We start from the raw sequence: 23,588 nt of genomic DNA on the forward strand, positions 1-23,588 counted from the left end.
CTAACCTGCCCGAATTCCTCGGGGATGACCATATTTTCGACTCTGGCCCCTCGTTTGGCGACGTTACCCGAGGGCGGGACGGACGCCGAGCACCGCGCTGCCGACGCGCACGTGTGTCGCCCCCGCCGCGATCGCCTCCTCCAGGTCGGCGCTCATACCGGCGGAGACCATGTTCGCAGCAGCATCGGCCGCGCGCAGGTCCCTGGAAATTTCTATCAGTCGGTCAAAGGCCGCCGCCGGGCGTCCCGCGAAGCTTCCGGAGAGCGGAGCGACCGTCATCAACCCCGCCAACCGCAGCCCCGGGGCGTCGGCGACCGCGCGGGCCAGCGCCCCGACCTCGGCCGGCGCCGCTCCCCCGCGCCCCTCACCCTCACCCGACTCCTTTTCGAGGGCGACCTGAATCAGACAGTTCAGCGAGGGGCGCTCCCGGCGACGCACCGCTGCCGAGAGGGCGTTGACCAGCTTTATCCGGTCCACGGAGTGCACATAATCCGCATAATCCACCACCGAACGGACCTTGTTTGTCTGCAACTGCCCCACAAAGTGCCAGACCAGGGAAAGATCCGCGCAGGACGCCGCCTTCTCCGCCGCCTCCTGGTCCCGGTTCTCCGCGAACTCCCGCACACCGAGCTCCGCGAGCCGCCGCACGTCCTCGGCCGGATAGGTCTTGCTCACGACCACCAGCCGCACCTCGGACCTGGCGCGCCCCGCGGCCTCGCACGCCGTTCGCACGCGCTCCTCCACCCGGGCGAGATTGGCGGCCAGTTCGTCGGCGCGCGCCCCCGTCTCCCTCATGGCGCCACCCACACATAGCTGGCCTGCCGCCCGGTGGTTGACGCGCGGCGGTAGGAGAAGTGGGCCTCGGACTCCCGGGTGCAGACCTCGGACGAGGAGATGTCGCCGACACCGGCGTCGGCCAACTGCCGGCGCACGCCCGCGGGGATGTCGATCGCCGGGGTCCCCCAGGAGGTCTCGGTCGCGCTGCCCGGCACCGCCTCGCCCGCGAGCCCGGCCAGCTCGGCCGGCACCTCGTAGCAACGTCCGCAGATCGCCGGCCCGGTGCGGGCCACCACGCGCTCGGGCCGCGCGCCCAGAGCGCGCATCGCCTCGACCGTCGCGGGCACCACCCCGGCCAGCAGCCCCGGCCGGCCCGCGTGGGCCGCGCCGGCCACCCCGGCCCCGGGGTCGACCAGCAGCACCGGAACGCAGTCGGCGGTGACCACGGCCAACGCAACTCCGCGATCCGCCGTCACCAGTCCGTCGACCCGCGGCGGTTCGCCGTCCCCTGACGTTCCGTCCACGACGGCGACCTCGCCGCCGTGGACCTGACGCATCCAGCGCACCCGGGCCGCGTCCAGACCCAACTCCCGTGCGGCGGCGCTCCTGTTGGCCGCGACCGCCGCCGGGTCGTCGCCGACCGCGTCGCCGAGGTTGGCGCTCGCACGGGGAGCGGCGCTCACCCCGCCCTCCCTGTCGGTGAAGGCGAAGTGGGCGCCGCTCGCGGTGCTCTCGTGGGTTATCACTTCAGGAAGTCGGGGACATCCAGCTCCTCGGCCTGACCACCCTCGTACGGGCGGGCCGAGGGGACCTGCGGGGAGCTCTTCGGGGTCTCACGCGCCGGCTCGGCCGGGGCGGGCTCGCTGTCGCGCTCGGAGAGCGAGGCCGGCTCGCGCGACGGCAGGGTACCGAGGCTGCCGAACGTCGGGCGCTCCTGCTCCGGCTCGCTCGGCCGCTCGGAGCCCAGGGAGCCGGACTCCTCCTTGGCGCCGTACGCGGAGAGGCTCTTGTCGCGGTTGCGCGAGGGCGGCTGGCCGCCGTCGAACCCGGCCGCGATCACGGTGACCCGGACCTCGTCGCCGAGGGCGTCGTCGATGACGGCGCCGAAGATGATGTTGGCCTCCGGGTGCGCCGCCTCGCTGACCAGCTGCGCCGCCTCGTTGATCTCGAAGAGACCGAGGTCGGAGCCACCGGAGATGGAGAGCAGCACGCCCCTGGCGCCGTCGATGGAGGCCTCCAGCAGCGGGGAGGAGATCGCCATCTCCGCCGCGGCCACCGCGCGGTCGTCGCCGCGCGCCGAGCCGATGCCCATCAGCGCCGAACCGGCCTCCGACATCACGGACTTGACGTCGGCGAAGTCGAGGTTGATCAGACCGGGCGTGGTGATCAGGTCGGTGATGCCCTGCACACCGGAGAGGAGCACCTGGTCGGCGGACTTGAAGGCGTCGAGAACGCTCACCTGGCGGTCGGAGATCGACAGCAGACGGTCGTTCGGGATGACGATCAGGGTGTCGACCTCGTCGCGGAGGCTCGCGATACCGTCCTCGGCCTGGTTGGCCCGTCGCCGCCCCTCGAAGGTGAACGGGCGGGTGACCACGCCGATGGTCAGGGCCCCCAGGGAGCGCGCGATGTTCGCCACGACCGGGGCGCCACCGGTACCGGTGCCGCCGCCCTCCCCCGCGGTGACGAAGACCATGTCGGCCCCCTTGAGGACCTCCTCGATCTCCTCGCGGTGGTCCTCGGCAGCCTTGCGTCCCACCTCGGGGTTGGCGCCGGCGCCGAGCCCCCTGGTCAGTTCGCGGCCGACGTCCAGCTTGACGTCGGCGTCGCTCATCAGCAGCGCCTGCGCATCGGTGTTGATCGCGATGAACTCGACGCCCTTGAGACCGACCTCGATCATCCGGTTGATGGCGTTGACGCCACCGCCGCCGATGCCGACGACCTTGATGACTGCGAGGTAGTTCTGCGGTGCTGCCACGTCGAAGGCCTCTCGCCTCGATTTACGTGTCGCCGCTCCGCGTGGTGCCGCAGTGCGCCGACTGATGCCGATGGGACGGGTGATAAGCCGCCCCTAACCCTAGCGTTCAAGTTTAGGGTTACCTGTGCTCGCCGTTCCTTGGATTCCTCGGAACGGACACTAAGTCGATAAGTGGTGCGCGTTCAACGAACACGCCGAACCTCCCGTTTTTCTTTTCACCCTATGTGATCACGGCCCGGAACCGTCAACCAGGTGCCTGGCCTGCGGTGATGCGTCCCGTTGTCAACCTGTCGTCAACCCCCGGACGCCGCTGGGACGCTGGGCGCGCTGACGTCGAAGTGCCGTGCGTCGGCGGCTGCCTGGAACAGCGTACGCAGCGCCTCCGCCTTGGCGTCGGAGTCCTCCGCGCTTCCCCAGCTGACGGTCCGCCCGTCCGACAACTCCAGCGTGATGGAGTCGAACGAGGCGACCGAGACCAGCCGCAGCTCCCCGCGCACCTCCTCGGGCAGCGCCGCGAGCACCGAGGCGGCCTCGGCGCGCACCCGCTCCTCGCCGAACCTGCGCCAGCTCGGGGTGTCGGCCTCCGCCAGCTCCAGCAGCGGGACGCCCTCCAGCGCCTCCGCGTTCTCGGCGAAGGCCACCCCGTCGTCGTCGACCTCGGCGAAGCCCTCGGCGGTGGCCTCCTGGAGCACCGCCGACCGCTCGACGACCTTCAGCGAGACGCCGTCCGGCCAGGCCCGCACCACGTCGACGCTGTCCACGCGCGGCAGTTCGGCACGCAGCCGGCCGCTGACGGCCCCCTTGTCCAGCGAGGCCATCGGGGAGCCGACCGGGACGGCGGCGGCCTGGAGGATCTGCTCCTCCGTCAACTTCTCCGGCCCCTCGGCCCTGTGAACGGAGACCCGGGAGATCCGCAGCCAGTCCGAGCCGTAGAGCGCCCAGGCGCCGAAGCCGCCGACCACCGCGAGCAGCGCCGTCCAGGCGATCAGCACCCGGGGCCTGGGCAGCCAGCCGGGACGCCGGCGGCGCTCCCCCGGCGGGGGCGGGCCGGCATCCGACTGACGGCGCGCTTCGCCGCGTTCGGCGGTCGTCGCTCCGGCCACGCTCTCCACTCCCTCGCTCCGCCGGCGGTCCGGCCGCCGGCAACCTGACCGCTACCCCCGTCGGGCCGCGATCGCCTCGTGCACCATGCCGACCAGCAGGTCGTCCGCGTCCCTGCGGCCGAACTCGGCCGCGGCCGTCGACATCGCGTGCAGGCGGCCCGAGTCGGTGAGCACCGGCAGCACGTTCTCCCTGACCCACTCGGGGGTCAGCTCGGCGTCGTCGATCAGCAGGCCGCCGCCGGCCTTGACCACGGGCTGGGCGTTGAGCCGCTGCTCGCCGTTGCCGATGGGCAGCGGGACGTAGGCGGCGGGCAGGCCGACGGCGGACAGTTCGGCGACGGTCATCGCGCCGGCCCGGCAGAGCATCATGTCGGCGGCGGCGTAGGCCAGATCCATCCGGTCCACGTACGCCAGCGGCACGTAGGGCGGCATCCCCGGCATGGTGTCCAGCTGCGGCAGCTCGTTCTTCGGGCCCACCGCGTGCAGCACCTGGACGCCGGAGCGCTGGAGCACGGGGACGGCGGAGGCGATCACCTCGTTGAGCCGGCGCGCGCCCTGCGAGCCGCCGGAGACCAGCAGCGTCGGGAGGTTGGCGTCGAGGCCGAAGGCGGCGCGCGCCTCGGCGCGGACCGCGGCGCGGTTGAGCATGGCGATGTTCCGGCGGAGCGGGATGCCGAGGTAACGCGCGTGCCGCATCTTGCTGTCCGGCGTGGAGACGGCGACGAAACGGGTGTAGCGGGCGCCGATCCGGTTGGCGAGGCCCGGGCGGGCGTTGGCCTCGTGCACCACGATCGGCACGCGCTGCCGCTTGGCCGCGAGGTAGCCGGGGAGCGCCACATAGCCACCGAAGCCGACGACGCAGTCGGCCTTGGTGCGTTCGATGATCTCCTCGGTGGCCTTGATCGTGCCGCGCAACCGGCCGGGGACGGTGATCAGTTCGGGGGTGGGTTTACGCGGCAGCGGCACGGCGGGGATCAGCCCCAACTCGTAGCCACGCTCGGGTACCAGCCGGGTCTCAAGCCCGCGCTCCGTGCCGAGGGCGGTGATGCCCACGGTCGGATCGTGTCTGCGCAGGGCGTCCGCCAGAGCGAGCGCGGGCTCGATGTGGCCGGCGGTCCCTCCGCCAGCGAGGACTACATGCACCGAATCTCACCGCTCTCCGGACGGCGCCGACCTCGCGCGCCGTCTCATCGTCCTTCTTCTCAGCCCGTGTGACCGCGCCGCCAGCGCCGCCTTCGCGGCCGGCTCGCCGCGCGCGAACGCGATCAGCAGTCCGACCGCGAACATGGTGGGCAGCAGGGCGGAGCCCCCGTAGGAGAACAACGGGAGGGGCACACCCGCGATCGGCAGCAGACCCAGCACCGCACCGATGTTGATCACGGTCTGGGTCATCAGCCACGCGGTCACGCCCCCCGCGGCGTACCTCACGAAGGGGTCCTCCGTGCGTCCGGCCACGCGGATACCCGCATAGCCTAGAGCCGCGAAGAGGCCGAGAACCGACAGCGTCCCCGCGAGACCCAGCTCCTCCCCGGTGATGGCGAAGATGAAGTCCGTGTGGGGCTCGGGCAGTTCGCCCCATTTCTCCACACTGGCGCCGAGACCGGAGCCGAACCAGCCGCCGGAGGCCAGCGCGTAGATCCCGTGCACCGCCTGCCAACAGCGGTCGTCGGGGCCCGGGTCGGTGGCGCCGAGACAGGCCAGCCGGTCCATCCGGTGCGGGGCGGTCGCCATGAAGAGCGCGAAGAGGGCTGCCGAGACGAACAACACCCCGACGAAGAGCCGGGTGGGCGCCCCGGCCATCCACAGCAGGGCGAAGAGGATGCCGACGAGGATCATCACGGTGCCCATGTCGCCGCCGACCATGATCAGCCCGCAGACCAGCAGCGCCCCGGGGATCAGCGGGATCAGCAGATGCCGCCACTGGGTGAGCAGCCCGCGTTCCCCCTTGCGGGCCAGCAGGTCGGCGCCCCACAGCAGCAGGCCGAGCTTGCCGAACTCGCTGGGCTGGAGCTGGAACGATCCGCCCACGGCGATCCAGCTGGTCGAGCCGTTGACCTCGACGCCGATGCCGGGCACCTGCACCAGCACCAGCAGCACCACGGCGAAGGCGAGGAAGGGATACGTCAGCGCGCGCAGCAGCCGCACCGGGATGCGGGAGGCGATCAGCAGCGCCACCGCGCCGAGCAGGGCGGCCAGCAGCTGCTTGCGGAAGTAGAACGTGGCCGGGTGCTGGAAGCGCAGGGCCTGGATCTGGGAGGCGGAGAAGACCATCACCAGGCCGAGCAGGGTGATCAGCGCGGCCGTTCCCAGCAGCACGTAGTAGGCGGTGAGCGGGCGGTCCCAGGCGGTCCGGATCCGTTCGACGAAACGCGGACGGCGCGGACGGCGCGGGGGACGCGGACGGCGCGCGGCGGGGGCGCCGCGCGCCGGTCGGCGCGGGAGAACGCGCGGGGCGCGCTCGCGTTGTGCGCCGCGCGCCGCCGGGCCGGCGCCAGCGCCGGCGTGGGCGACGGCGCCGGGGACGAAGCTCCCCGGGCCGTGCGCCCTTCGCGCCCTACTCACCTGGACCCCTCCTCCAGCCCGCGACGGCGGTCGCGGGCCGCCGGGGGGCTACTGCTCGTTCTCGTCGCGCTCCGTGGACAGCTGACGCATCGCCGCGGCGAAGGCGTCGCCGCGGACGGAGTAGTTGGTGAACATGTCCATCGACGCGCAGGCCGGCGCGAGCAGGACGGTGTCCCCCGGGCCGGCCAGTCCGGCGGCGGCACGGACCGCCGCCGCCATCGCCCCAGTGTCGGTCCGTTCGAGGTCCACGACCGGCACATCCGGTGCGTGTCGCGCCAACGCCTCGGCGATCAGCGCCCGGTCACGGCCGATCAGGACCGCTCCGCGCAGCCGCCCGGCCGCACCCCTGACCAGTTCGTCGAACGTCGCGCCCTTGGCCAGCCCGCCGGCGAGCCACACCACCGAGGGGTAGGCCCCCAGCGAGGCGGCGGCGGCGTGGGTGTTGGTGGCCTTGGAGTCGTCGACGTACTCCACCCCGGCGACACGGCCCACGGTGCGGATGCGGTGCGCGTCCGGCGTGAAGGCGCGCAGCCCGGCGCGGACCGCGTCCGGGCGCACGCCGTAGGCGCGGGCCAGGGCGGCGGCGGCGAGCGCGTTGGCCACGTTGTGCGGGGCCGGCGGGTCGACGTCGGCCACCTCGGCCAGCTCCTCGGCCACGTCGCGCCTGCCGGTGAACGCGCGGTCCACCAGCAGGCCCTCGACGACGCCGAGTTGGCCGGGCGCGGGCGCGTCGGTCGTGAAACCGACGGCCCGGCACCCCTCGACCACGTCGGCCGCCCGCACCAGCTCCTCCGTGGCGGGGTCGGCCACGTTGTAGACGCAGGCGACCTCGTTGCCCTCGTAGATCCGCCCCTTGTCCGCGGTGTAGGCGGCCATCGAGCCGTGCCAGTCGAGGTGGTCGGGGGCGAGGTTGAGCACCGCGGCCGAGTGCGCCCGGAGCGAGGGCGCCCAGTGCAGCTGGTAGCTGGAGAGCTCGACCGCGAGCACGTCGTGCGGCTCCTCGGCGAGGACGACCTCCAGCAGCGGGGTGCCGATGTTGCCCACGGCGGCGGTGCGCAGCCCGGCCGCCGTGAGGATCGACGCCAGCATCCCGGTGGTGGTCGTCTTGCCGTTGGTGCCGGTGACCGCGAGCCAGGGCGCCGCGTTCGGGCCGCGCAGCCGCCAGGCCAGCTCGACGTCGCCCCAGACCTCGACGCCGGCCTCGGCAGCCGCCGCGAAGAGCGGGTGCTCCGGCGGCCAGCCGGGCGAGGTGACGACCAGTTCGGTGCCCTTGGGCAGGGTGTCGGCCTCGCCCAGCAGGACGCGCACGCCGGCCGCCGTCAGCCGCTCGGCCTCGCCGCGCTGCCGCTCGCCGCTGCCGCCGTCGACGAGGGTGACCTCGGCGCCGAGCCGCACCAGCGCGCGGGCCGCGCTGGTGCCGCTGACGCCCAGCCCCGCGACGGTGACCCGCCGGCCGTCGAACTCGCTCCCGGTCACCAGTCAGCCACCCACGTTCCGTAGAAGATTCCGATGCCGACGATCACGCACATGCCCTGGATGATCCAGAACCTGACGACCACCAGCACCTCGCTCCAGCCCTTCAGCTCGAAGTGGTGCTGGAGCGGCGCCATCTTGAAGACGCGTTTGCCGGTGAGTTTGAAGGAGCCGACCTGGATGACCACCGACATGGTGATCAGCACGAACAGGCCGCCGAGCACGGCGAGCAGCAGCTCGGTGCGGGAGACGATGGCCAGTCCCGCCAGGGCGCCGCCTAGGGCCAGCGAGCCGGTGTCGCCCATGAAGATCTTCGCCGGTGAGGTGTTCCACCACAGGAAGCCGAAGAGGGCACCCATCAGCGCGGCGGCGACCACCGCCCCGTCCAGCGGGTCGCGCACCTCGTAGCAGCTGGCGCTCGCGGTGGCCATCTCCGAGCAGGTCTGGCCGTACTGCCAGACGCCGATGAAGACGTAGGCGCCGAAGACCATCACGGCGGCGCCGGTGGCCAGACCGTCCAGGCCGTCGGTGAGGTTCACGCCGTTGGACATGGCCAGGATCATGAACAGCGCCCAGAGGACGAAGAGCACCGGCCCGATCGACCAGCCGAAGTCCTGGGTGAACGAGAGGTGCGTGGAGGCCGGGGTCAGCTCGCGGGCGTCCTCGAAGTTGAGCGAGAGGATGGCGAACGTCACGCCCACGATGAACTGGCCGAGCATCTTGGCGCCCGCCCGCAGGCCCAGGCTGCGCCTGCGGACGATCTTGATGTAGTCGTCCAGGAAGCCGACCAGGCCCATGCCCGCCATCAGGAAGAGCACCAGCACGCCGGAGTAGCTCGGCGGTTCGCCCGTGATGACCTTGGTCACCGCGTAGGCGATCAGGGTGGCGAGGATGAACGCGATGCCGCCCATGGTCGGGGTGCCGCGCTTGGAGTGGTGGTCCCGCGGCCCGTCGTCCCTGATGTACTGGCCGTAGCCGCGACGGGCGAGCAGCTTGATCAGCAGCGGGGTGCCGACCAGGGTCAGGAAGAGCCCGATGGCTCCGGAGAAGAGGATCTGCCTCATCGGGCGGCGACCTCACCATCGGCGTCGGCCGCGAGCCGCAGGGCCACCTGTTCCAGGCCCACCGCCCTGGACGCCTTCACCAGGACCACGTCCCCCGGTCGCAACTGACCGCGCAGCAGCTCGACGGCTGCCTGTGCGTCGGACACACGCACCGACTCCTCACCCCACGAACCCTCGTTCTTGGCGCCCATGTCCAACCAGGCGGCCTCCTGACCGCCCACGGACACAAGCCTGTTGACGTTGAGTCGGACGGCCAGCCGTCCGACGGCGTCGTGCTCGGCGAACGCGTCGTCGCCGAGCTCGGCCATCTCGCCGAGCACCGCCCACGTGCGCCCGCCCTCGGGACGGGCCGCACCCATGTGGACCAGCGTGCGCAGCGCGGCGCGCATGGAGTCGGGGTTGGCGTTGTAGGCGTCGTTGACGATCACCACGCCGTCCGCTCGCTCGGTGACCTCCATCCGCCACTTCGAGAGCGGGCCCGCCTCGGCCAGGGTTTGCGCGATGGCCGAGGCGGACATGCCTACCTCATGCGCTACGGCCGCCGCGGCAAGCGCGTTCGACACATGGTGCTCACCGTACAACCGCATCGTCACATCGGCGCACCCGGTGGGGGTTACGAGCGTGAACGCGGGACGGCCGTCGGTCGTCAGGCGCGCGTTCTCGGCGCGCACCTCGGCGTCCTCGGCCTCGCCGTACAGCAGCACGCGCGCCCGGGTGCGCTCCCCCATCGCGCGCACCAGCGGGTCGTCCGCGTTGAGCACGGCCACGCCGCCCTCGTCGGCCGACGGCAGCGACTCGACCAGCTCGCCCTTGGCCAGCGCGATGGTCTCGCGGCTGCCGAACTCGCCGATGTGCGCGGTGCCGACGTTGAGCACGGCGCCGATCCGGGGCGGGGTCAGCTCGGTGAGGGCCCGGATGTGGCCGACGCCCCTGGCGCCCATCTCCAGCACCAGGTGACGGGTCGTCTCGTCGGCGGCCAGCACGGTCAGCGGCATGCCGATCTCGTTGTTGTACGAGCCGGGCGTCCAGACCGTGGGGCCCGTGGTGCGCAGCAGTTGGGCGATCAGGTCCTTGGTGCTGGTCTTGCCGGCGGAGCCGGTGAGGGCGACCACCGTGGGGCGCGCCTCGCGCACCAGGTGCGCGGCCAGCGCGCTGAGCGCGGCGACCACGTCGTCCACCACCACGGCCGGCACGCCGACCGGCCGGCTGGCGAGCACCAGCGCGGCGCCGTCGGCGACCGCGCCGGCGGCGTAGTCGTGCCCGTCCACCCGCTCGCCTGGCAGCGCGGCGAAGAGCGATCCCGACTCGACCTTCCGGGAGTCGATGACCACGGGCCCGGTGACGCGCGGCGGATCGGGAGGTATGTCGTGCGGGACTCCCCGCACGACCGTGGTGAGCTGGTCAACGGATAGGGGGATCACTTCAGCGGGCCTCGCCTGGCGTCGGGTGGTCGGTCGGGGGACGGGATCGGTCGTCGGGGTGCGGCCGGGCGCCCGGCGCCTGGGCGCGTTCGATGGCGGAGCGCAGCTCGACACGGTCGTCGAACGAGCGGATCACGCCGGCGATGTCCTGGCCCTGCTCGTGGCCCTTGCCGGCGACCACCACGGTGTCGCCGGCCTCGGCGCGGGCCACGGCGGCGGCGATGGCCGCGGCGCGGTCCTCCTCGACGAGGACGGTGCCGCGCTCGTGGACGGGCACCTCGGCGGCGCCGGCCAGCATGGCGGCCAGGATGGCCAACGGGTCCTCGGAGCGCGGGTTGTCCGAGGTGAGGACGGCGGTGTCGGCCAGCCGGGCGAGGGCGGCGCCCATCGCGGCGCGCTTGTGCGGGTCGCGGTCGCCGCCGCAGCCGAGCACGGCGTGCAGCCGGCCGTCGGTGACCTTGCGCAGCGCCTGGAGCACGGACTCCACGGCCGCGGGCTTGTGCGCGTAGTCGACGACGGCGAGATAGGGCTGGTCGGCGCGGACGCGCTCCAGCCGGCCGGGGACGCCGGGGACGGCGCCCACGCCGCGCGCCGCGGTCTCGGGGTCGACGCCCGCGGCCTCCAGCGCGACGACGGCGGCCAGCGCGTTGGACACGTTGAACGGGCCGGGCAGCGGCGCGCTGGCGCGCAGCGTGAGCCCGCCGGGGCCGAGCACGGTGAACGTGGAGCCGAGCGGGCCGAGTTCGACGTCGTCGGCGCGCCAGTCGGCGTCCGGGTGGCCCTCGGCGGAGTAGGTGGTGACCGGCACGCCGGCCTCGGCGGCCAGCCGGCGGCCCCACTCGTCGTCGATGTTGACGACGGCGGCCCTCGACCTGGCCTTGGTGAACAGCTGCGCCTTGGCCTGGAAGTAGTCCTCCATGCCGAGGTGGAAGTCCAGGTGCTCGGGGCTGAGGTTGGTGAAGACCGCGACGTCGAAGACGCAGCCGTCGACGCGCCCCATGGTCAGGGCGTGGCTGGAGACCTCCATGGCCACCGAGGCGACGCCGCGTTCGCGCATCACGGCGAAGAGCGCCTGGAGGTCGGTGGCCTCCGGGGTGGTGTGGGTGGACTTCACCCGTTCGTCGCCGATGCGGGTCTCGACGGTGCCGATCAGCCCGGTCGGCTCGCCGTCCTTGGCCGCCTCGCGGAGCCCGCCCTCGATCAGGTAGGCGGTGGTGGTCTTGCCCGCCGTTCCGGTGACGCCGATCTGGAGCAGGTCGGCGCCCGGCTCGTGGTAGATCGCGGCGGCCAGCGCGCCGATCGTGGCGCGCGGGTCGGCGACGGTGATCACCGGCAGCCCGGTGGCCTCGGCGCGCGCGGCGCCGCCGGGGTCGGTGAGCACGGCGACGGCGCCCAGGCTCGCGGCCTGGGCGGCGAAGTCGGCGCCGTGGAAGCGCGCCCCCGGCAGCGCGGCGTAGATGTCGCCGGGGAGCACCGCACGCGAGTCGTGGGTGATGCCGGTGACCGAGGGGCCTTCGGGGATCTCGGTGCCCAGCGGCCCGGCCAGGGCGGCCAGCGGCACCGGCCGCAGCTGCCGGGGACGGGGGGCCGCCGGTGAGTGATCAGCTTGTGCCACGGCGGTGAGCGTACCGGGCGGGCCGGGGGTGGAGCGAAACGAGGTGGACCGGTCGGTGGTGGTTCTCACGTGCCTGTGCTCCGCTTTCTTCGGTTCTCTCGCCGAGCGTGTCCTCGGGGCGCGGTCTCGGGGGGTGGGGTGGTGCGAGCGCCCGAGCCGCGCGACGGCGGTGGTCGCGGCGGCCGGTCGGCCGCCACGCGGCTCGTTCGGGTGGGGCCTCGCTACTCGTCCGGGTCGAAGGAGACGGGCAGTCCCCCGAACTCGGTTCCCGTGGGCGGCACCTGGAGCGCCGCCAGCGAGAACGCCATCACCTCGTTGAAGACGGGCCCGCAGACCTCGCTCCCGGTGTAGGCGCCCTCGGTCGGGTTCTGGACGGCGCAGTAGACCGTGACCCTCGGCTGGTCGGCGGGGGCGAAGCCGGCGAACGAGGAGGTGTAGCCGGAGTAGGCGCCGGTCTCCGGGTCCACCCGGTTGGAGGTACCGGTCTTGCCGGCGACCCGGTAACCGGGGATGCGGGCGGCCGAGCCGGTGCCGTCCTCGCTGGCGACCACGGTCTCCAGCATCTCGCCGAGTTCGGCGGCGGTCTCCTCGCTGACCACGCGGGTCCGCTCGGGCTCGGTCGCCTCCTCGAACTGGCCGTCCGGGCCGCGCCAGCCGCGCACCAGGGTGGGGTCGATCCGCTCGCCGCCGTTGGCGACGGTGGAGTACACGGACGCGGCCTGGACGGCGTTGATCGACAGGCCCTGGCCGAACGGGATCGTGTACTGCTGGGAGGCGTTCCAGTCGCCGGAGGGCGCGAGGATGCCCGCGGTCTCGCCGGGGAAGCCGAGCCCCGTGGGGCGGCCGAAGCCGAACGCGTCCAGGTAGGAGTGGAGCGCCTCGTTGGCCTCGGGCTGGCTCTCGCCCAGCTGCTCGGCGGCGAGGATGGTGCCGATGTTGCTGGAGTGGGCGAGCACGCCGGCCAGAGTGAGATAGAGCGTCTCGTGCTCCTCGTGGTCGGCGAAGTTGCGGTCGGCCCTGGGGAGGCGGTTGGGGACCGTGACATGGGTGTCGGTGTCGGCGGCCTCCTCCTCCAGCACGGCGGCCATGGTGATGAGCTTGCTGGTCGAGCCCGGCTCGAACGCGTCCTGGAGCGCCGGGTTGCCCAGCGCGTCGGGATCGGCCGAGGCGACGTCGTTGGGGTCGTAGCCGGGGGCGTTGGCCAGCGCGAGGATCTCGCCGGTTGTGGTGTCCTGGACGACCACGTAGCCGCCGTCGGCGTCGGACTTCTCGACCTGCTCGCTGATCGCGTCCTGGGCGGCCCACTGGATGTCGCGGTCCAGGGTCAGCTCCATGTCGGAGCCGGGGACCGGCGGTTGCTCGCGTTCCCCCGCGGTGGGGACGCGCCGGCCGCCGGACTGGGCGTAGGTGATGGTGCCGTCCTCGCCGGACAGCTCCGCTTCGAGCTGGGCCTCCAGGCCGCCGGCGCCCTCGCCCTCGCTGTTGACGAAGCCGAGCACGGCGGCGGCCAGGTCCTGGTTGGGGTAGACGCGCTTGGCGGTCTCCGTGGCGAAGACACCGGAGAGCACCTGCTCGCCGGTGCCCTTGCTGGCCTGCTCGGCGAGGGTGCCGCGCAGGTCGCGGATCTGCCGCCAGGTCTGCGGGGTCTGGGCCCTGGCGAGCACCACGTAGCGGTTCTCCGGGTCGTCCAGCAGCTCGGCCAGCTCGGCCTCCTCGCGGCCGAGGATCGGCGCCAGCAGCTCGGCGGCCTGCTGGGGCGCGTCGGGGACGCCGGACTCCTCCTCGCTGAAGAGCAGCGGGTCCGCCGTGATGTCGTAGGCGTCGACGGTGGTGGCCAGCGCGGTGCCCGAGCGGTCGGTGATGTCGCCGCGTTCCGCGGTCAGCGGCACCGTCACATAGCGGTTGACGGCGGCCTTCTCCGTGTAGGAGGCGGCGCCGACGGCCTGCACCTGGACGAGCCGGACCGTGAAGGCCAGCATCACCAGCGTCAGGCCGACGCCGATCAGGCGCAGTCGCGGGCGGTGGCTGGCCAGCCGCAGCGCGCCGGCCTGGTCGCGCTCCGCGCGACCGCCGCGGGGGCGGGGGGGCCGGGGGGAACTCATGGCGTCTCCGCTCCGCCGGGCGCCGCCCCGCCGGGCGCGCTGCCCGGCGCCGGGAGGGGGGCGGTGCCGGCCGGTCGGTGGTCGGTCACGGGGTCTGCGCTCCCTCGGCCGGCGGGAGCACGGGCGCGGCCTCGGGGGCCGGCGTCTCGACGAGGGTCTCGGGCGCCGGCGCCGGCGCCGGCGCCTCGGCGCCGGGGGCGGGCGTGGGCTCTTCGGCGGGCTCGGGACGTGGCTCGGCGGCGCCGCCCTGGGGAACGACCTCGGTCGGCAGCTCCCGCGGCTCGCCCTCCCCCGACTCGCCGTCCTCGGCGTCCCCGGCGTCCTCGTCGCCCGGGGAGTCGTCCTCCGGCGGCGCGGGCGGTTCGGGCGCCGGGGTGGGCGAGGCGTCGCCGAGCAGTCCGCCGTCCTCGCCGAGGAAGGCGGGCGGCCCGGCCGGCACCAGGCCCAGCTCCTCGGCGCGCTCGGCGAGCGCGCCGGGCGCCGAGTAGGCGTCGACCTCGGCCTGGAGACGCTGCTGCTCGTCGGTCAGCTCCTGGGTCTCCCGGCGCAGCTCGCTCAGCTGGAAGGAGCCCTGGTTGAGCGAGGCGTTGAGGATCAGCAGCGTCACCATGCCGGCGCCGAGCAGCACGACCACCAGCAGCACGAACGGGGTGCGGGCGGCCGTCGTGCCGCGCGCGGGCACCAGGCCGCCCAGCCGGTTCAGCCGGGTGAGACCGGCGAGAGTGGTGAAGCGGTCACGGTGGCTCATGCGCCCTCCCGCACGCGCTCGGCGGCGCGCAGCCGGGCGGGGGCGGCCCTGCGGTTGTCGGCGACCTCCCGCTCCGACGGCTGCTCGGCGCCACGGGTGAGCAGCCGCAGCCGCGGCTGGTACTGCTCGGGGATCACCGGGAGTTCGGCCGGCGCCGTGTGGGTGGCGCCGCGGGTGAGCACCCGCTTGACCAGGCGGTCCTCCAGAGAGTGGTAGGAGAGGACGGCCATCCGCCCGCCCACGGCGAGGGCGTCGACGGCGGCCGGCAGCGCCCGCTCCAGGACGGCGAGTTCGCCGTTGACCTCGATGCGCAGCGCCTGGAAGGTGCGCTTGGCCGGGTTGCCCCCGGTGCGCTTGGCGGCCTGCGGGAGGGCGTCCCTGATGAGGGCGACCAGCTCGGCGCTGCCGGTCAGCGGCGCGGTGGCGCGGCGGCGCACCACGGCCTCGACGATGCGGCGGGCGAAGCGCTCCTCGCCGTAGACGCGCAGCACGCGCACCAGCTCGCCCGGCGGGTAGGTGTTGAGCACGTCGGCGGCGCTGGGCCCGGAGTCCTGGTCCATCCGCATGTCGAGCGGGGCGTCCCTGGCGTAGGCGAAGCCGCGCTCCTCCTCGTCCAGCTGCATCGAGGAGACGCCCAGGTCGAAGAGGACGCCGGCCACCTTCGGGGTGCCCAGCCGGGCGAGCACGTCGGGGAGTTCGTCGTAGACGGCGGGCACCAGGGTGGCGCGCTCGCCGAAGGGGGCCAGCCGTTCGCCCGCCAGCCGCAGCGCGGCGCGGTCCCGGTCCAGGCCGACCAGCCGCGCCTCGGGGAACGCGGTCAGCAGCGCCTCGCTGTGCCCGCCGAGCCCGAGCGTGCAGTCCACGACCACGGCACCCGGGGCCCCCAGCGCCGGACCCAGCAGCTCCACGCAGCGCTGGAGCATCACGGGGCGGTGCCGGACTTCCGGCGAACGGTCGTTGCTGGTCGTCATGCGCCTTCCGGGGAACCTTCGAGGGCCTTCGGCGGTGATTCGGAGAGGGTCGAAGGAGGACGTGCCGCCCGGGGGCGGGGTCGGCGCCCCTGGGGCGCGCCTCTCCGTGCGCGTCACACTAGCCCACCTGCGTGCGCGGTCAATCACTGAGGTTGCTCGGGCCCGGCGTTTCGGCGCAACCGGGGAACGCGGGGGCGCCGCCCGGGCGAACGGCGGGGCGGGCGCGCGCCGTCGGACGCGCCACGAGCACGCGCTGTGAGCCGCGTCACCCGCATCCCCGCCATGCGGCGGCCCGCCGCGTACTACCGTCCTGGCTATGCCAAATTCGGTCACAGACGAGCTGGTCAGCGCCAACCAACGGTATGCCGAGGACTTCACCGACCCGGGCATGAACGCCAGGCCCGTGCGCGGCGTGGCCATCGTGGCCTGCATGGACGCCCGGCTCGACCTGCACGCGGCGCTCGGCCTCGACCTGGGCGACTGCCACACGATCCGCAACGCCGGCGGGGTGGTCACCGACGACATCATCCGTTCCCTGACGATCAGTCAGCGGGCGCTCGGCACCCGTTCCGTGGTGCTGATCCACCACACCAACTGCGGCCTTGAGCAGCTCACCGAGGGGTTCAGGGACGAGTTGGAGGACGAGGTCGGGCAGAAGCCCAGCTGGGCCGTCGAGTCGTTCACCGACGTGGACCGGGACGTGCGCCAGTCCATGGCCCGTGTGCGCACATCGCCGTTTCTCCTCCACACTGATGACGTACGCGGCTTCGTGTTCGATGTGACAAGCGGTCTGCTCAGGGAGATCGCCCCGTCGGAGGGCCAGGGCTGAGTCGTGGCGCGCGCCCCGCGCATGGTGTCGGGCGCGCGCCGCGCACCACGCCCCGTTCCGGACGGGGGGTCTCGGAGGTCCGATCGAGAGGCGTCGGGCCGGGGCCGAAGCATGGACAAGGGCGGAGGATGGCCGGTTGACGACCTATGAGGAGCACGCGAAGGTCTCCGATTTGAGCGCCACGGCCGAGCGGGTGCGGCGTTCGGTGGAGAGCGTGATCGAGGGCAAGCCGGAGGTCGTACAGCTGTCCCTGACGGTGCTGCTGGCCGGCGGCCACCTGCTGCTGGAGGACGTGCCTGGCGTGGGCAAGACGATGCTGGCCAAGGCGCTGGCGAAGTCGGTCGACTGCTCGGTGCAGCGCATCCAGTTCACCCCCGACCTGCTGCCCTCGGACATCACCGGGATCAGCGTCTTCGACCAGCGCGAGGGCGAGTTCGAGTTCAAGCCGGGCGCGATCTTCGCGCAGATCGTGATCGGCGACGAGATCAACCGCGCCTCGCCCAAGACGCAGTCCGCGCTGCTGGAGTCCATGGAGGAGCGGCAGGTCACCGCTGACGGGCGCAGCCACGCGCTGCCGGAGCCGTTCATGGTGATCGCCACCCAGAACCCGGTGGAGATGGAGGGGACCTACCCGCTGCCCGAGGCGCAGCGGGACCGCTTCATGGCGCGGGTCTCCGTCGGCTATCCCAGCCCCGAGGCGGAGCTGCGGATGCTGGAGCACCACACGGGCGCCTCGCCGCTGGAGACCCTGCGGCCGGCGGCGCACGCGGACGAGATCGTGAAGCTGATCGAGACCGTGCGCGAGGTGCATGTCTCGGACCCGGTGCGGCGGTACGCGGTGGACCTGGCCGTGGCCACCCGCACCCATCCCGAGCTGCGGCTCGGCGCCTCGCCCCGGGCCACCCTCCATCTGCTCCAGGCCGCCAAGGCCGCCGCCGCGCTGGCCGGCCGGGGCTTCGTGCTCCCCGACGACGTGCAGCGGCTGGCGGTCCCGGTGCTGGCGCACCGGCTGCTGCCCAGCACGCAGGCGCGGTTCACCCAGCGGACCACCGAGCAGTTCGTGGCGGAGATCCTGCGACGCACACCCGTGCCCGACCCGTACGGCACGCAGCGGACCCGGGGCTACTGATGACGACCCCCGGGCCCGGCGACGGCGCCGGGGACGAGCCGAACGGCGACGAGCCGGGGCCGCTGCGGGAGGCGTTCAGCGGGCTGACCACGCGGGGGCGTTCGTTTCTCGCGGCGGGCACCGCGGCGCTGGGGTGCGCCTATCTGCTCGGGCAGGAGGACCTGCTGCGGGTGGGCGCGCTGCTGGTGGTGCTGCCGGTGGTGGCGGTGCTGGTGCTGCACCGCACGAGGAACCGGGTGACGGCGACGCGACGCGTCGACCCGGCGCGGATGCCGGCCGGCGAGGAGGGCCGGGTCCGCCTCCAGCTGTCCAACGACGCGCGGGTGCCCAGCGGAATGCTGATGCTCCAGGACCATGTGCCGTATGTGCTGGGCCCCAAGCCCCGGTTCACGCTGGAGCGGATCGAGCCGGGCGGACGGCGGGAGGTGACCTACCGCATCCGTTCCGACCTGCGGGGGCGCTATCCGCTGGGGCCGCTCCAGCTGCGGCTGGCCGACCCGTTCGGGATGGTGGAGCTGACCCGCTCCTACCGGACGCGGAACACGTTGACCGTGCTGCCGCCCGTCGAGCCGCTGCCGCCGGTGCGGTTCGGCGGGCTGGCGCGCGGGGACGGGGTGGGGTCGCGGCGCTCGTTGGCCTCGGCCGGCGAGGACGACCTGATCCCGCGCGAGTACCGGCACGGCGACGACCTGCGGCGGGTGCACTGGCGCTCCACGGCGCACCGGGGCGCGCTGATGGTGCGCCGCGAGGAGGCGCCCCGCCGGGCGCGCTGCACGGTGCTGCTGGACACCCGGCGCGCCGGCTATGTGCTCGGCGGGGCCGCCTCGCCGTTCGAACGGGCCGTCGCCGGCGTCGCCTCCGCGCTCGCGCACCTGACGCGACAGGGCTACGAGGTGAGGCTGTTGACGGACGACGGCACGCGGCTGCCGGAGGCGGGCGGGGAGGGCGCCGACCCGTACGAGCTGACGGGCCGGCTGCTGGACTTCCTCGCGGTGGTCGACTACTCGGACTCCGCCGGCTTCGAACCGGCGCTGGAGGCGCGGCCGGTCGGCGGCGACGAGCTGCTGCTGGCCTTTCTCGGTTCGGTCGATCCCGGGCAGGCGGAGGTGCTGGGCCGGATGGCCGCCAGGGCCGGCGGCGCGGCGGCGTTCGTCGTCTCCGGGCAGTTGGACCCCTACGTCGAGGAGCAGAGGCTGAACGGGCTGCGGAGCAGCGGCTGGACCGCGCTCCCCCACCATCCGGGCGTTCCGCTGGGCACGCTGTGGCAGCGGGCCGCCGTCGAGGTGGCGGCCCCCGGCGGTGATCGGGGGTGAACGGGGTGCATGTGGGCGACATCCGCACGGCGCTGGCCGCCTGGCTGGCCACCGTGCTGGCCTCCGTCTCGCTGCTGCCGCTGGTGGACGGCGCGGACTGGCTGGTGCAGGGCGCGCTGCTGCTGCTGGTACAGGCCGGCGCGGGGGCGCTGCTGCGGCACTCCCGGCTGCCGGCGGCGCTGATCGCGCTCGCCCAGCTGACGACGGGCGTGGTGCTGCTGACGTTGGTCTCGGCCAGGGAGTACGCGCTGGCCGGGCTGGTGCCGACGCCGGCGGTCCTCGAACGGTTCGGGCAGCTGCTGGCGGCCGGCGGCGAGGACATAGGCCGCTACACCACGCCGGCGCCGGCGACCGAGGGCATCCGGCTGCTGATCTGGGCCGGCGTGCTGATGGTGGGGCTGCTGGTCGACCTGCTCGCGGTGCCGCTGCGGAACGCGGCGGCGGCGGGGCTGCCGCTGCTGGCGCTCTACTCGGTGGCCGCCGGGGTCGGCCAGGACGCCGCCGGCTGGGGGTACTTCGCCGCGGCCGGCCTCGGCTATCTGGTGCTGCTGCTCAGCGAGGGCAGGGAGCGCCTCAGCCACTGGGGCCTGTTCTACGGCGGGGCCGGCGGCGGTCGGTGGATGTCGCCGCGCGACACGGCGCTGTCCGCCGGACCCCGGGCGCGCGCCGGGCGGCGCATCGGGGCGCTGGCCCTGGGCGCGGCGCTGCTCACCCCGCTGCTGCTGCCGGGGCTCGGCGGCGGGCTGCTGAACGTGGACAACGAGGGGCGCTCCGGGGCGGGCGGGGACGGGACGATCTCCGTCGACCCGGTGGTGGCGCTGAAGGACCAGCTCAACCAGCCGGACAACGTCCGGCTGCTGACCTACACCACGAACGGCGACCCGGGGGAGATGTATCTGCGGCTGATGGCGCTCGACCAGTTCAACGGCTCGGAGTGGGCCTCGTCCGACTGGCACGAGGACGAGGTGCCCCCGACGCCGTGGACGGTCACCGGGCTGGGCCGCGGCATCGCCTCCACGCGCGCGGTCACCGAGGTCCGGGCCTCCGACGTCTACGCCCAGCCGTCGCTGCCGGTGCCCTACCCCGCCACCTCGATCGCGGCGGAGGGCGATTGGTCCTTCGACCGCGGCTCCCAGACGCTGGTCTCGGACGAGGCCGCGCTCAGCAGCAGGGGCCTGGGCTACCGGGTCGAGCATCTGACGGTCGAGCCCACCCCCGAGCAGCTGGCCGGGGCCTCCGAGCCGCCCGAGGACTTCCGCGAGTACTACACGCGGGTCCCCGACAACCTGCCCGACGAGGTGGCGGCGACGGCCGCCGAGATCACCGCCGGCGCGGAGAACGACCACGCGCGTGCGGTCGCCCTCCAGGAGTGGTTCACCCAGAGCGGGGGCTTCCGTTACGACACCCGGGTGGACTCCGGCACGGGGACGGAGGCGATCGTCAACTTCCTTGAGCGGCGCGAGGGGTTCTGCGTCCACTTCGCCTTCACCATGGCCGCGATGGCCCGTTCGCTGGACATCCCGGCGCAGGTCGCGGTCGGTTTCACCCCGGGTACGCGGAACGCCGACGGCGCCTACGAGGTGGGCGCGCACAACGCCCACGCCTGGCCCGAGCTGTACTTCGAGGGCGTGGGCTGGGTCCGGTTCGAGCCGACGCCCGGCCAGGGGAACGTTCCCGAGTACACCCGGCCGCAGCCGCCCGAGCGGGGGGACGAGACGGAGGAGCCGGAGCCGACCGAGCGTCCCGAGTCCACCGAGCCGGCTCCCGACCCCTCCTCGGCCGACCCGGAGCGTTGCGACCCGGCGGTCGACGGGGCGTGCGGGGAGGAGCCGCGCACGCCCGAGGACGACCGGGACGACGCCGGCTTCCCGCTGTGGCCGACGCTCGGGATCGGCGGCGGCGCGCTGCTGCTGGCGCTGCTGGTCGCGGGTCCCTCGCTGTGGCGGACCAGAGCCCGGGCGCGGCGGCTGGCGCCGGGGGCCGGCCCGTTGGGCGCCTGGCGCGAGCTGACCGACAGCGCGTGGGACTACGGGATCGTGCCCGACCCGAGCGAGACGCCCCGGCAGACGGCCGAGCGGATCGTGCGTGTCGCCCGACTCGAAACGGAGGCTGCGGCGGCGGTGTGGGAGCTGGCGACGGCGGTGGAGGCCGAGCTGTTCGCGCCGCCGTCGTCCGGCGCCCCGGAGGAACCCGTCTCACGGTCGGGGTGGGGGCGGCGGCTCGCCCTCGTCAGGGCGGGGCTGGGGACCGGGCTGCCCCGGCACTCGCGGCTGCGCGCGCTGCTGCTCCCCCGCTCGGCCAGTCGGGTGATTCCGCGCCGTGCGTGAGCGCCGGAGGCGCCCGGTCGCCCCAAAAGGGTGAACGCGCGCCCCGGCGCACCACCCCCGCACGGGTGCGACGGGCCCGCCCACCGAGTGGGGCGAGCCCGTCGGCGCCCGACCCCGCGAGGGGCCCAGGGAAAGCCGAAAGGGCCGCCCGGTGGGGGCGGCCCCTTGGAACACGCGCCGATCCGGCGCCGAGGGAAAAGCCTGGGTGACCCGGGGGTCACTCGTCTCGTGCGTCCCTGCGGCGCTGCCAGCGGTCCTCGATGCGGGTCATCATCGACCGACGCTTCGGGGCGCGCTGTCGCCGACCCCCCATGGCCGCGCGGGCCTGCGGGTCTCCCTGCTGCACCGGCGCCCTGCGCCAGCCGGTCACCGCGATCACCGCGCAGCCGAGCATGATCAGGAAACCGACCACGCTCAACCAGATGAGCTGGGCGACCATGCCCCCCATGAGGAGGCCGACGCCCAGCACAAAACCGGCGATCGCCTGGTAGACCCGCTTGCGCGTGACGGTGCGCAGCTCCGAGCCCTCAAGCGTCGTCGCGAACTTGGGATCTTCGGCGTACAGCGCCTGCTCCATTTGTTCGAGCATGCGCTGCTCGTGGTCCGAGAGCGGCACGGAGTCCTCCTACTCGTCGGTCGCGGTGGCGACCGTTTCCGACCCTTCAAGGATAGGCAGGTAAGTGTTCCTGTGAAACCCACCCCTGTACGCCAATTTCGCCCACCCCACCGGCTCACCGGACACCGGGGGTGGTCGTCTTCTTCCCCTGGTAGCCACGGGTCATGCCGGAGGGCTGATCCCGATGATACGAGGAGTCGGACTATGGTTCGCCCGGAAGCTCGGCCAACACGTGCAGCTGCCCCGCGACCGCCTGGAACGCGGGGTGCGTGGCGGCCTCCGACTCCAGCCGCGCCAGCGCGCCGGCCGCGTCCGACTCGACGTCCCACGGCGTGCCGGGGAGCAGGTCCTCGAAGATCCGCACCCCGTGCACCTGGCCGGGAAGAAGACCGGCCCCGGCCAGCAGGGCCGTCAGCCGCTCCACCGTGAACCGGTGCGGCACCGGGTCGCCGGCGCCCCACCGCCCCGACGGGTCGGCCAACGCCGTGCGCGCCTCGGTGAACCTGCCGGCCAGCGCCCGGGCGAGCACCGTCCCTCCGGCCCCGGCCGCCAGCACGCTCAACGTGCCACCGGCCGGCCGCAGCGTCGCCGCGACCGCGCGCAGCCCCGCGCCCGGGTCCTCGACGTGCTCCAGCACGCCGTGGCAGAGCACCAGGTCGAACGCGCCGCGCCCGGCCACCTCGGCGACGTCCTGGGTGTCGCCCTGGACGCCGCGCACCGCGTCGGCCACGTCCTCCTCGGCCGCCCTGCGCTCCAGGGCGAAGAGCGCGTCCGGGCTCGGATCGACGACCGTGACCCGGTGGCCGAGGCCGGCCACCGGCACCGCGAAGCTGCCGCTGCCGCCGCCCAGGTCCAGCACGTCGAGACCGTCCCCGCCGGCTCGCCGCGCGCGGTCGCGCAGCGCCCGCCGCAGGACGTCCCACACCACTCCCCCGCGCGCGGCGGCGGGCGGGCCGGACGACGGGTCGCCCGTGGGACGGGCGCGCGACGGTGACGGCATGGCGCGGTGCTCCTCGTTTGACGTGGGACGGCGCCACCAGCCTACTTCGCGCCCCGACCCCCCGCGTCGTGGTCGGCCCGCAGCACCGGCTGGCGCAGCAGCGCCTCCTCGACGAGCCGCAGGAAGAACCCGGCGGCGCGGCGGAGTTCGTCCGCTTCCGCGCGGGTGACCACGCCGCTTATCCCGGCGTCTATCCGCTGCCTGCGGTCCGCGCTGCCGGCGAAGAGCGCGCTCCACTCGGCGAACTCGGGGGCCACCTCGGGCAGCACCTCCCACACGCTGCGGATGCGGCGCCGCCCCCTGGGCGACAGATCGGGACGGGCGCGCACGGCGAGCACCGCGGCAGCCGCGCGCAGCGCCGCGAGGTGCGCCGCGACAAAGGCCTCGCCCACGTCGGGCAGGACGGACGCCTCCTCCAGGCCGCGCTCGGCCTGGCCCAGCAGGTCCAACGCGGCGGGCGGCGCGGGCGCCCGGCGCGGCACGGGGTGCACATCAGTCGGGAGTCCGGTCATGACGAGCCTCCAGTCAGTCGCCATTCAGCGGTCCAACTTCTCGATCGT

20 protein-coding genes are annotated in these 23,588 nt (G+C 73.8%); 4 read left to right on the forward strand and 16 right to left on the reverse strand.

What is annotated here, in order from left to right; genetic code table 11:
• Positions 1-63: 63 nt before the first annotated feature.
• The 13 genes from FH715_RS10025 to rsmH all read right to left on the reverse strand — a co-directional run bounded on the left by FH715_RS10025 (position 64) and on the right by rsmH (position 15,814).
• Positions 64-795: a YggS family pyridoxal phosphate-dependent enzyme gene (locus FH715_RS10025; protein ID WP_139643270.1), complete on the reverse strand. Its 732-nt coding sequence runs from the start codon at positions 793-795 to the stop codon at positions 64-66.
• Positions 792-1,523 (reverse strand): peptidoglycan editing factor PgeF, encoded by a 732-nt coding sequence (gene pgeF / locus FH715_RS10030; RefSeq protein ID WP_139643273.1) that lies wholly within the window; start codon positions 1,521-1,523, stop codon positions 792-794. Before pgeF ends, FH715_RS10025 begins: the two co-directional genes overlap by 4 nt.
• Positions 1,520-2,755 carry a cell division protein FtsZ gene (gene ftsZ / locus FH715_RS10035; protein ID WP_139643277.1) on the reverse strand — a complete coding sequence of 412 codons (1,236 nt, stop codon included), beginning with the start codon at positions 2,753-2,755 and terminating at the stop codon, positions 1,520-1,522. The genes pgeF and ftsZ overlap by 4 nt, the downstream gene beginning before the upstream one ends.
• A 293-nt stretch (positions 2,756-3,048) precedes the next feature.
• Positions 3,049-3,858, reverse strand: a complete 810-nt coding sequence (locus FH715_RS10040; RefSeq protein WP_211367524.1) for a cell division protein FtsQ/DivIB — start codon at positions 3,856-3,858, stop codon at positions 3,049-3,051.
• A 51-nt stretch (positions 3,859-3,909) separates the two neighbouring features.
• Positions 3,910-5,001 carry an undecaprenyldiphospho-muramoylpentapeptide beta-N-acetylglucosaminyltransferase gene (murG, locus tag FH715_RS10045; RefSeq protein ID WP_139643282.1) on the reverse strand — a complete coding sequence of 364 codons (1,092 nt, stop codon included), beginning with the start codon at positions 4,999-5,001 and terminating at the stop codon, positions 3,910-3,912.
• A 6-nt stretch (positions 5,002-5,007) separates the two neighbouring features.
• Positions 5,008-6,420 (reverse strand): putative lipid II flippase FtsW, encoded by a 1,413-nt coding sequence (ftsW, locus tag FH715_RS10050; RefSeq protein WP_139643286.1) that lies wholly within the window; start codon positions 6,418-6,420, stop codon positions 5,008-5,010.
• A gap of 48 nt (positions 6,421-6,468) precedes the next feature.
• On the reverse strand, positions 6,469-7,896 hold the full coding sequence (murD, locus tag FH715_RS10055; RefSeq protein WP_139643289.1) for a UDP-N-acetylmuramoyl-L-alanine--D-glutamate ligase: 1,428 nt from the start codon (positions 7,894-7,896) through the stop codon (positions 6,469-6,471).
• Positions 7,893-8,957, reverse strand: a complete 1,065-nt coding sequence (mraY, locus tag FH715_RS10060) for a phospho-N-acetylmuramoyl-pentapeptide-transferase (protein ID WP_139643291.1) — start codon at positions 8,955-8,957, stop codon at positions 7,893-7,895. The genes murD and mraY overlap by 4 nt, the downstream gene beginning before the upstream one ends.
• A complete protein-coding gene (locus FH715_RS10065) occupies positions 8,954-10,378 on the reverse strand; it encodes a UDP-N-acetylmuramoyl-tripeptide--D-alanyl-D-alanine ligase (RefSeq protein ID WP_139643293.1) in 1,425 nt (474 codons plus the stop codon). The genes mraY and FH715_RS10065 overlap by 4 nt, the downstream gene beginning before the upstream one ends.
• Position 10,379: 1 nt before the next feature.
• Positions 10,380-12,062, reverse strand: coding sequence for a UDP-N-acetylmuramoyl-L-alanyl-D-glutamate--2,6-diaminopimelate ligase (locus FH715_RS10070; protein ID WP_139643296.1), 1,683 nt, complete (start codon positions 12,060-12,062; stop codon positions 10,380-10,382).
• Positions 12,063-12,214: 152 nt separating this feature from the next.
• Positions 12,215-14,095, reverse strand: coding sequence for a peptidoglycan D,D-transpeptidase FtsI family protein (locus tag FH715_RS10075; protein WP_139643298.1), 1,881 nt, complete (start codon positions 14,093-14,095; stop codon positions 12,215-12,217).
• 85 nt (positions 14,096-14,180) lie between these two features.
• Positions 14,181-14,843, reverse strand: coding sequence for a cell division protein FtsL (ftsL, locus tag FH715_RS10080; protein WP_246108662.1), 663 nt, complete (start codon positions 14,841-14,843; stop codon positions 14,181-14,183).
• A complete protein-coding gene (gene rsmH, locus FH715_RS10085) occupies positions 14,840-15,814 on the reverse strand; it encodes a 16S rRNA (cytosine(1402)-N(4))-methyltransferase RsmH (RefSeq protein WP_139643300.1) in 975 nt (324 codons plus the stop codon). The genes ftsL and rsmH overlap by 4 nt, the downstream gene beginning before the upstream one ends.
• A gap of 316 nt (positions 15,815-16,130) precedes the next feature.
• Between rsmH and FH715_RS10090 the strand changes: the two genes are divergently transcribed.
• The 4 genes from FH715_RS10090 to FH715_RS10105 all read left to right on the forward strand — a co-directional run bounded on the left by FH715_RS10090 (position 16,131) and on the right by FH715_RS10105 (position 21,412).
• The gene (locus FH715_RS10090) at positions 16,131-16,643 is read left to right on the forward strand and encodes a beta-class carbonic anhydrase (protein WP_139643303.1); all 513 of its coding nucleotides are present in this window, start codon (positions 16,131-16,133) and stop codon (positions 16,641-16,643) included.
• A 136-nt stretch (positions 16,644-16,779) separates the two neighbouring features.
• On the forward strand, positions 16,780-17,772 hold the full coding sequence (locus FH715_RS10095; protein WP_139643306.1) for an AAA family ATPase: 993 nt from the start codon (positions 16,780-16,782) through the stop codon (positions 17,770-17,772).
• Complete coding sequence (locus FH715_RS10100; protein WP_139643309.1) at positions 17,772-19,085, forward strand: DUF58 domain-containing protein; 1,314 nt, start codon at positions 17,772-17,774, stop codon at positions 19,083-19,085. The genes FH715_RS10095 and FH715_RS10100 overlap by 1 nt, the downstream gene beginning before the upstream one ends.
• Positions 19,082-21,412, forward strand: coding sequence for a transglutaminase TgpA family protein (locus FH715_RS10105; RefSeq protein WP_139643312.1), 2,331 nt, complete (start codon positions 19,082-19,084; stop codon positions 21,410-21,412). The genes FH715_RS10100 and FH715_RS10105 overlap by 4 nt, the downstream gene beginning before the upstream one ends.
• A 217-nt stretch (positions 21,413-21,629) precedes the next feature.
• On the opposite strand, the gene FH715_RS10110 is transcribed toward FH715_RS10105, so the two are convergent.
• From FH715_RS10110 to FH715_RS10120, 3 genes are all read right to left on the reverse strand, one after another.
• Positions 21,630-22,028, reverse strand: a complete 399-nt coding sequence (locus FH715_RS10110) for a DUF3040 domain-containing protein (protein ID WP_139643316.1) — start codon at positions 22,026-22,028, stop codon at positions 21,630-21,632.
• Positions 22,029-22,230: 202 nt separating this feature from the next.
• The gene (locus FH715_RS10115) at positions 22,231-23,028 is read right to left on the reverse strand and encodes a class I SAM-dependent methyltransferase (RefSeq protein WP_139643320.1); all 798 of its coding nucleotides are present in this window, start codon (positions 23,026-23,028) and stop codon (positions 22,231-22,233) included.
• A gap of 41 nt (positions 23,029-23,069) precedes the next feature.
• Positions 23,070-23,540: an SAV_6107 family HEPN domain-containing protein gene (locus tag FH715_RS10120; RefSeq protein WP_170184689.1), complete on the reverse strand. Its 471-nt coding sequence runs from the start codon at positions 23,538-23,540 to the stop codon at positions 23,070-23,072.
• Positions 23,541-23,588: the final 48 nt, after the last annotated feature.

The organism is Streptomyces sedi (assembly GCF_006335015.1).
GTDB lineage: Bacteria > Actinomycetota > Actinomycetes > Streptomycetales > Streptomycetaceae > Streptomyces > Streptomyces sedi.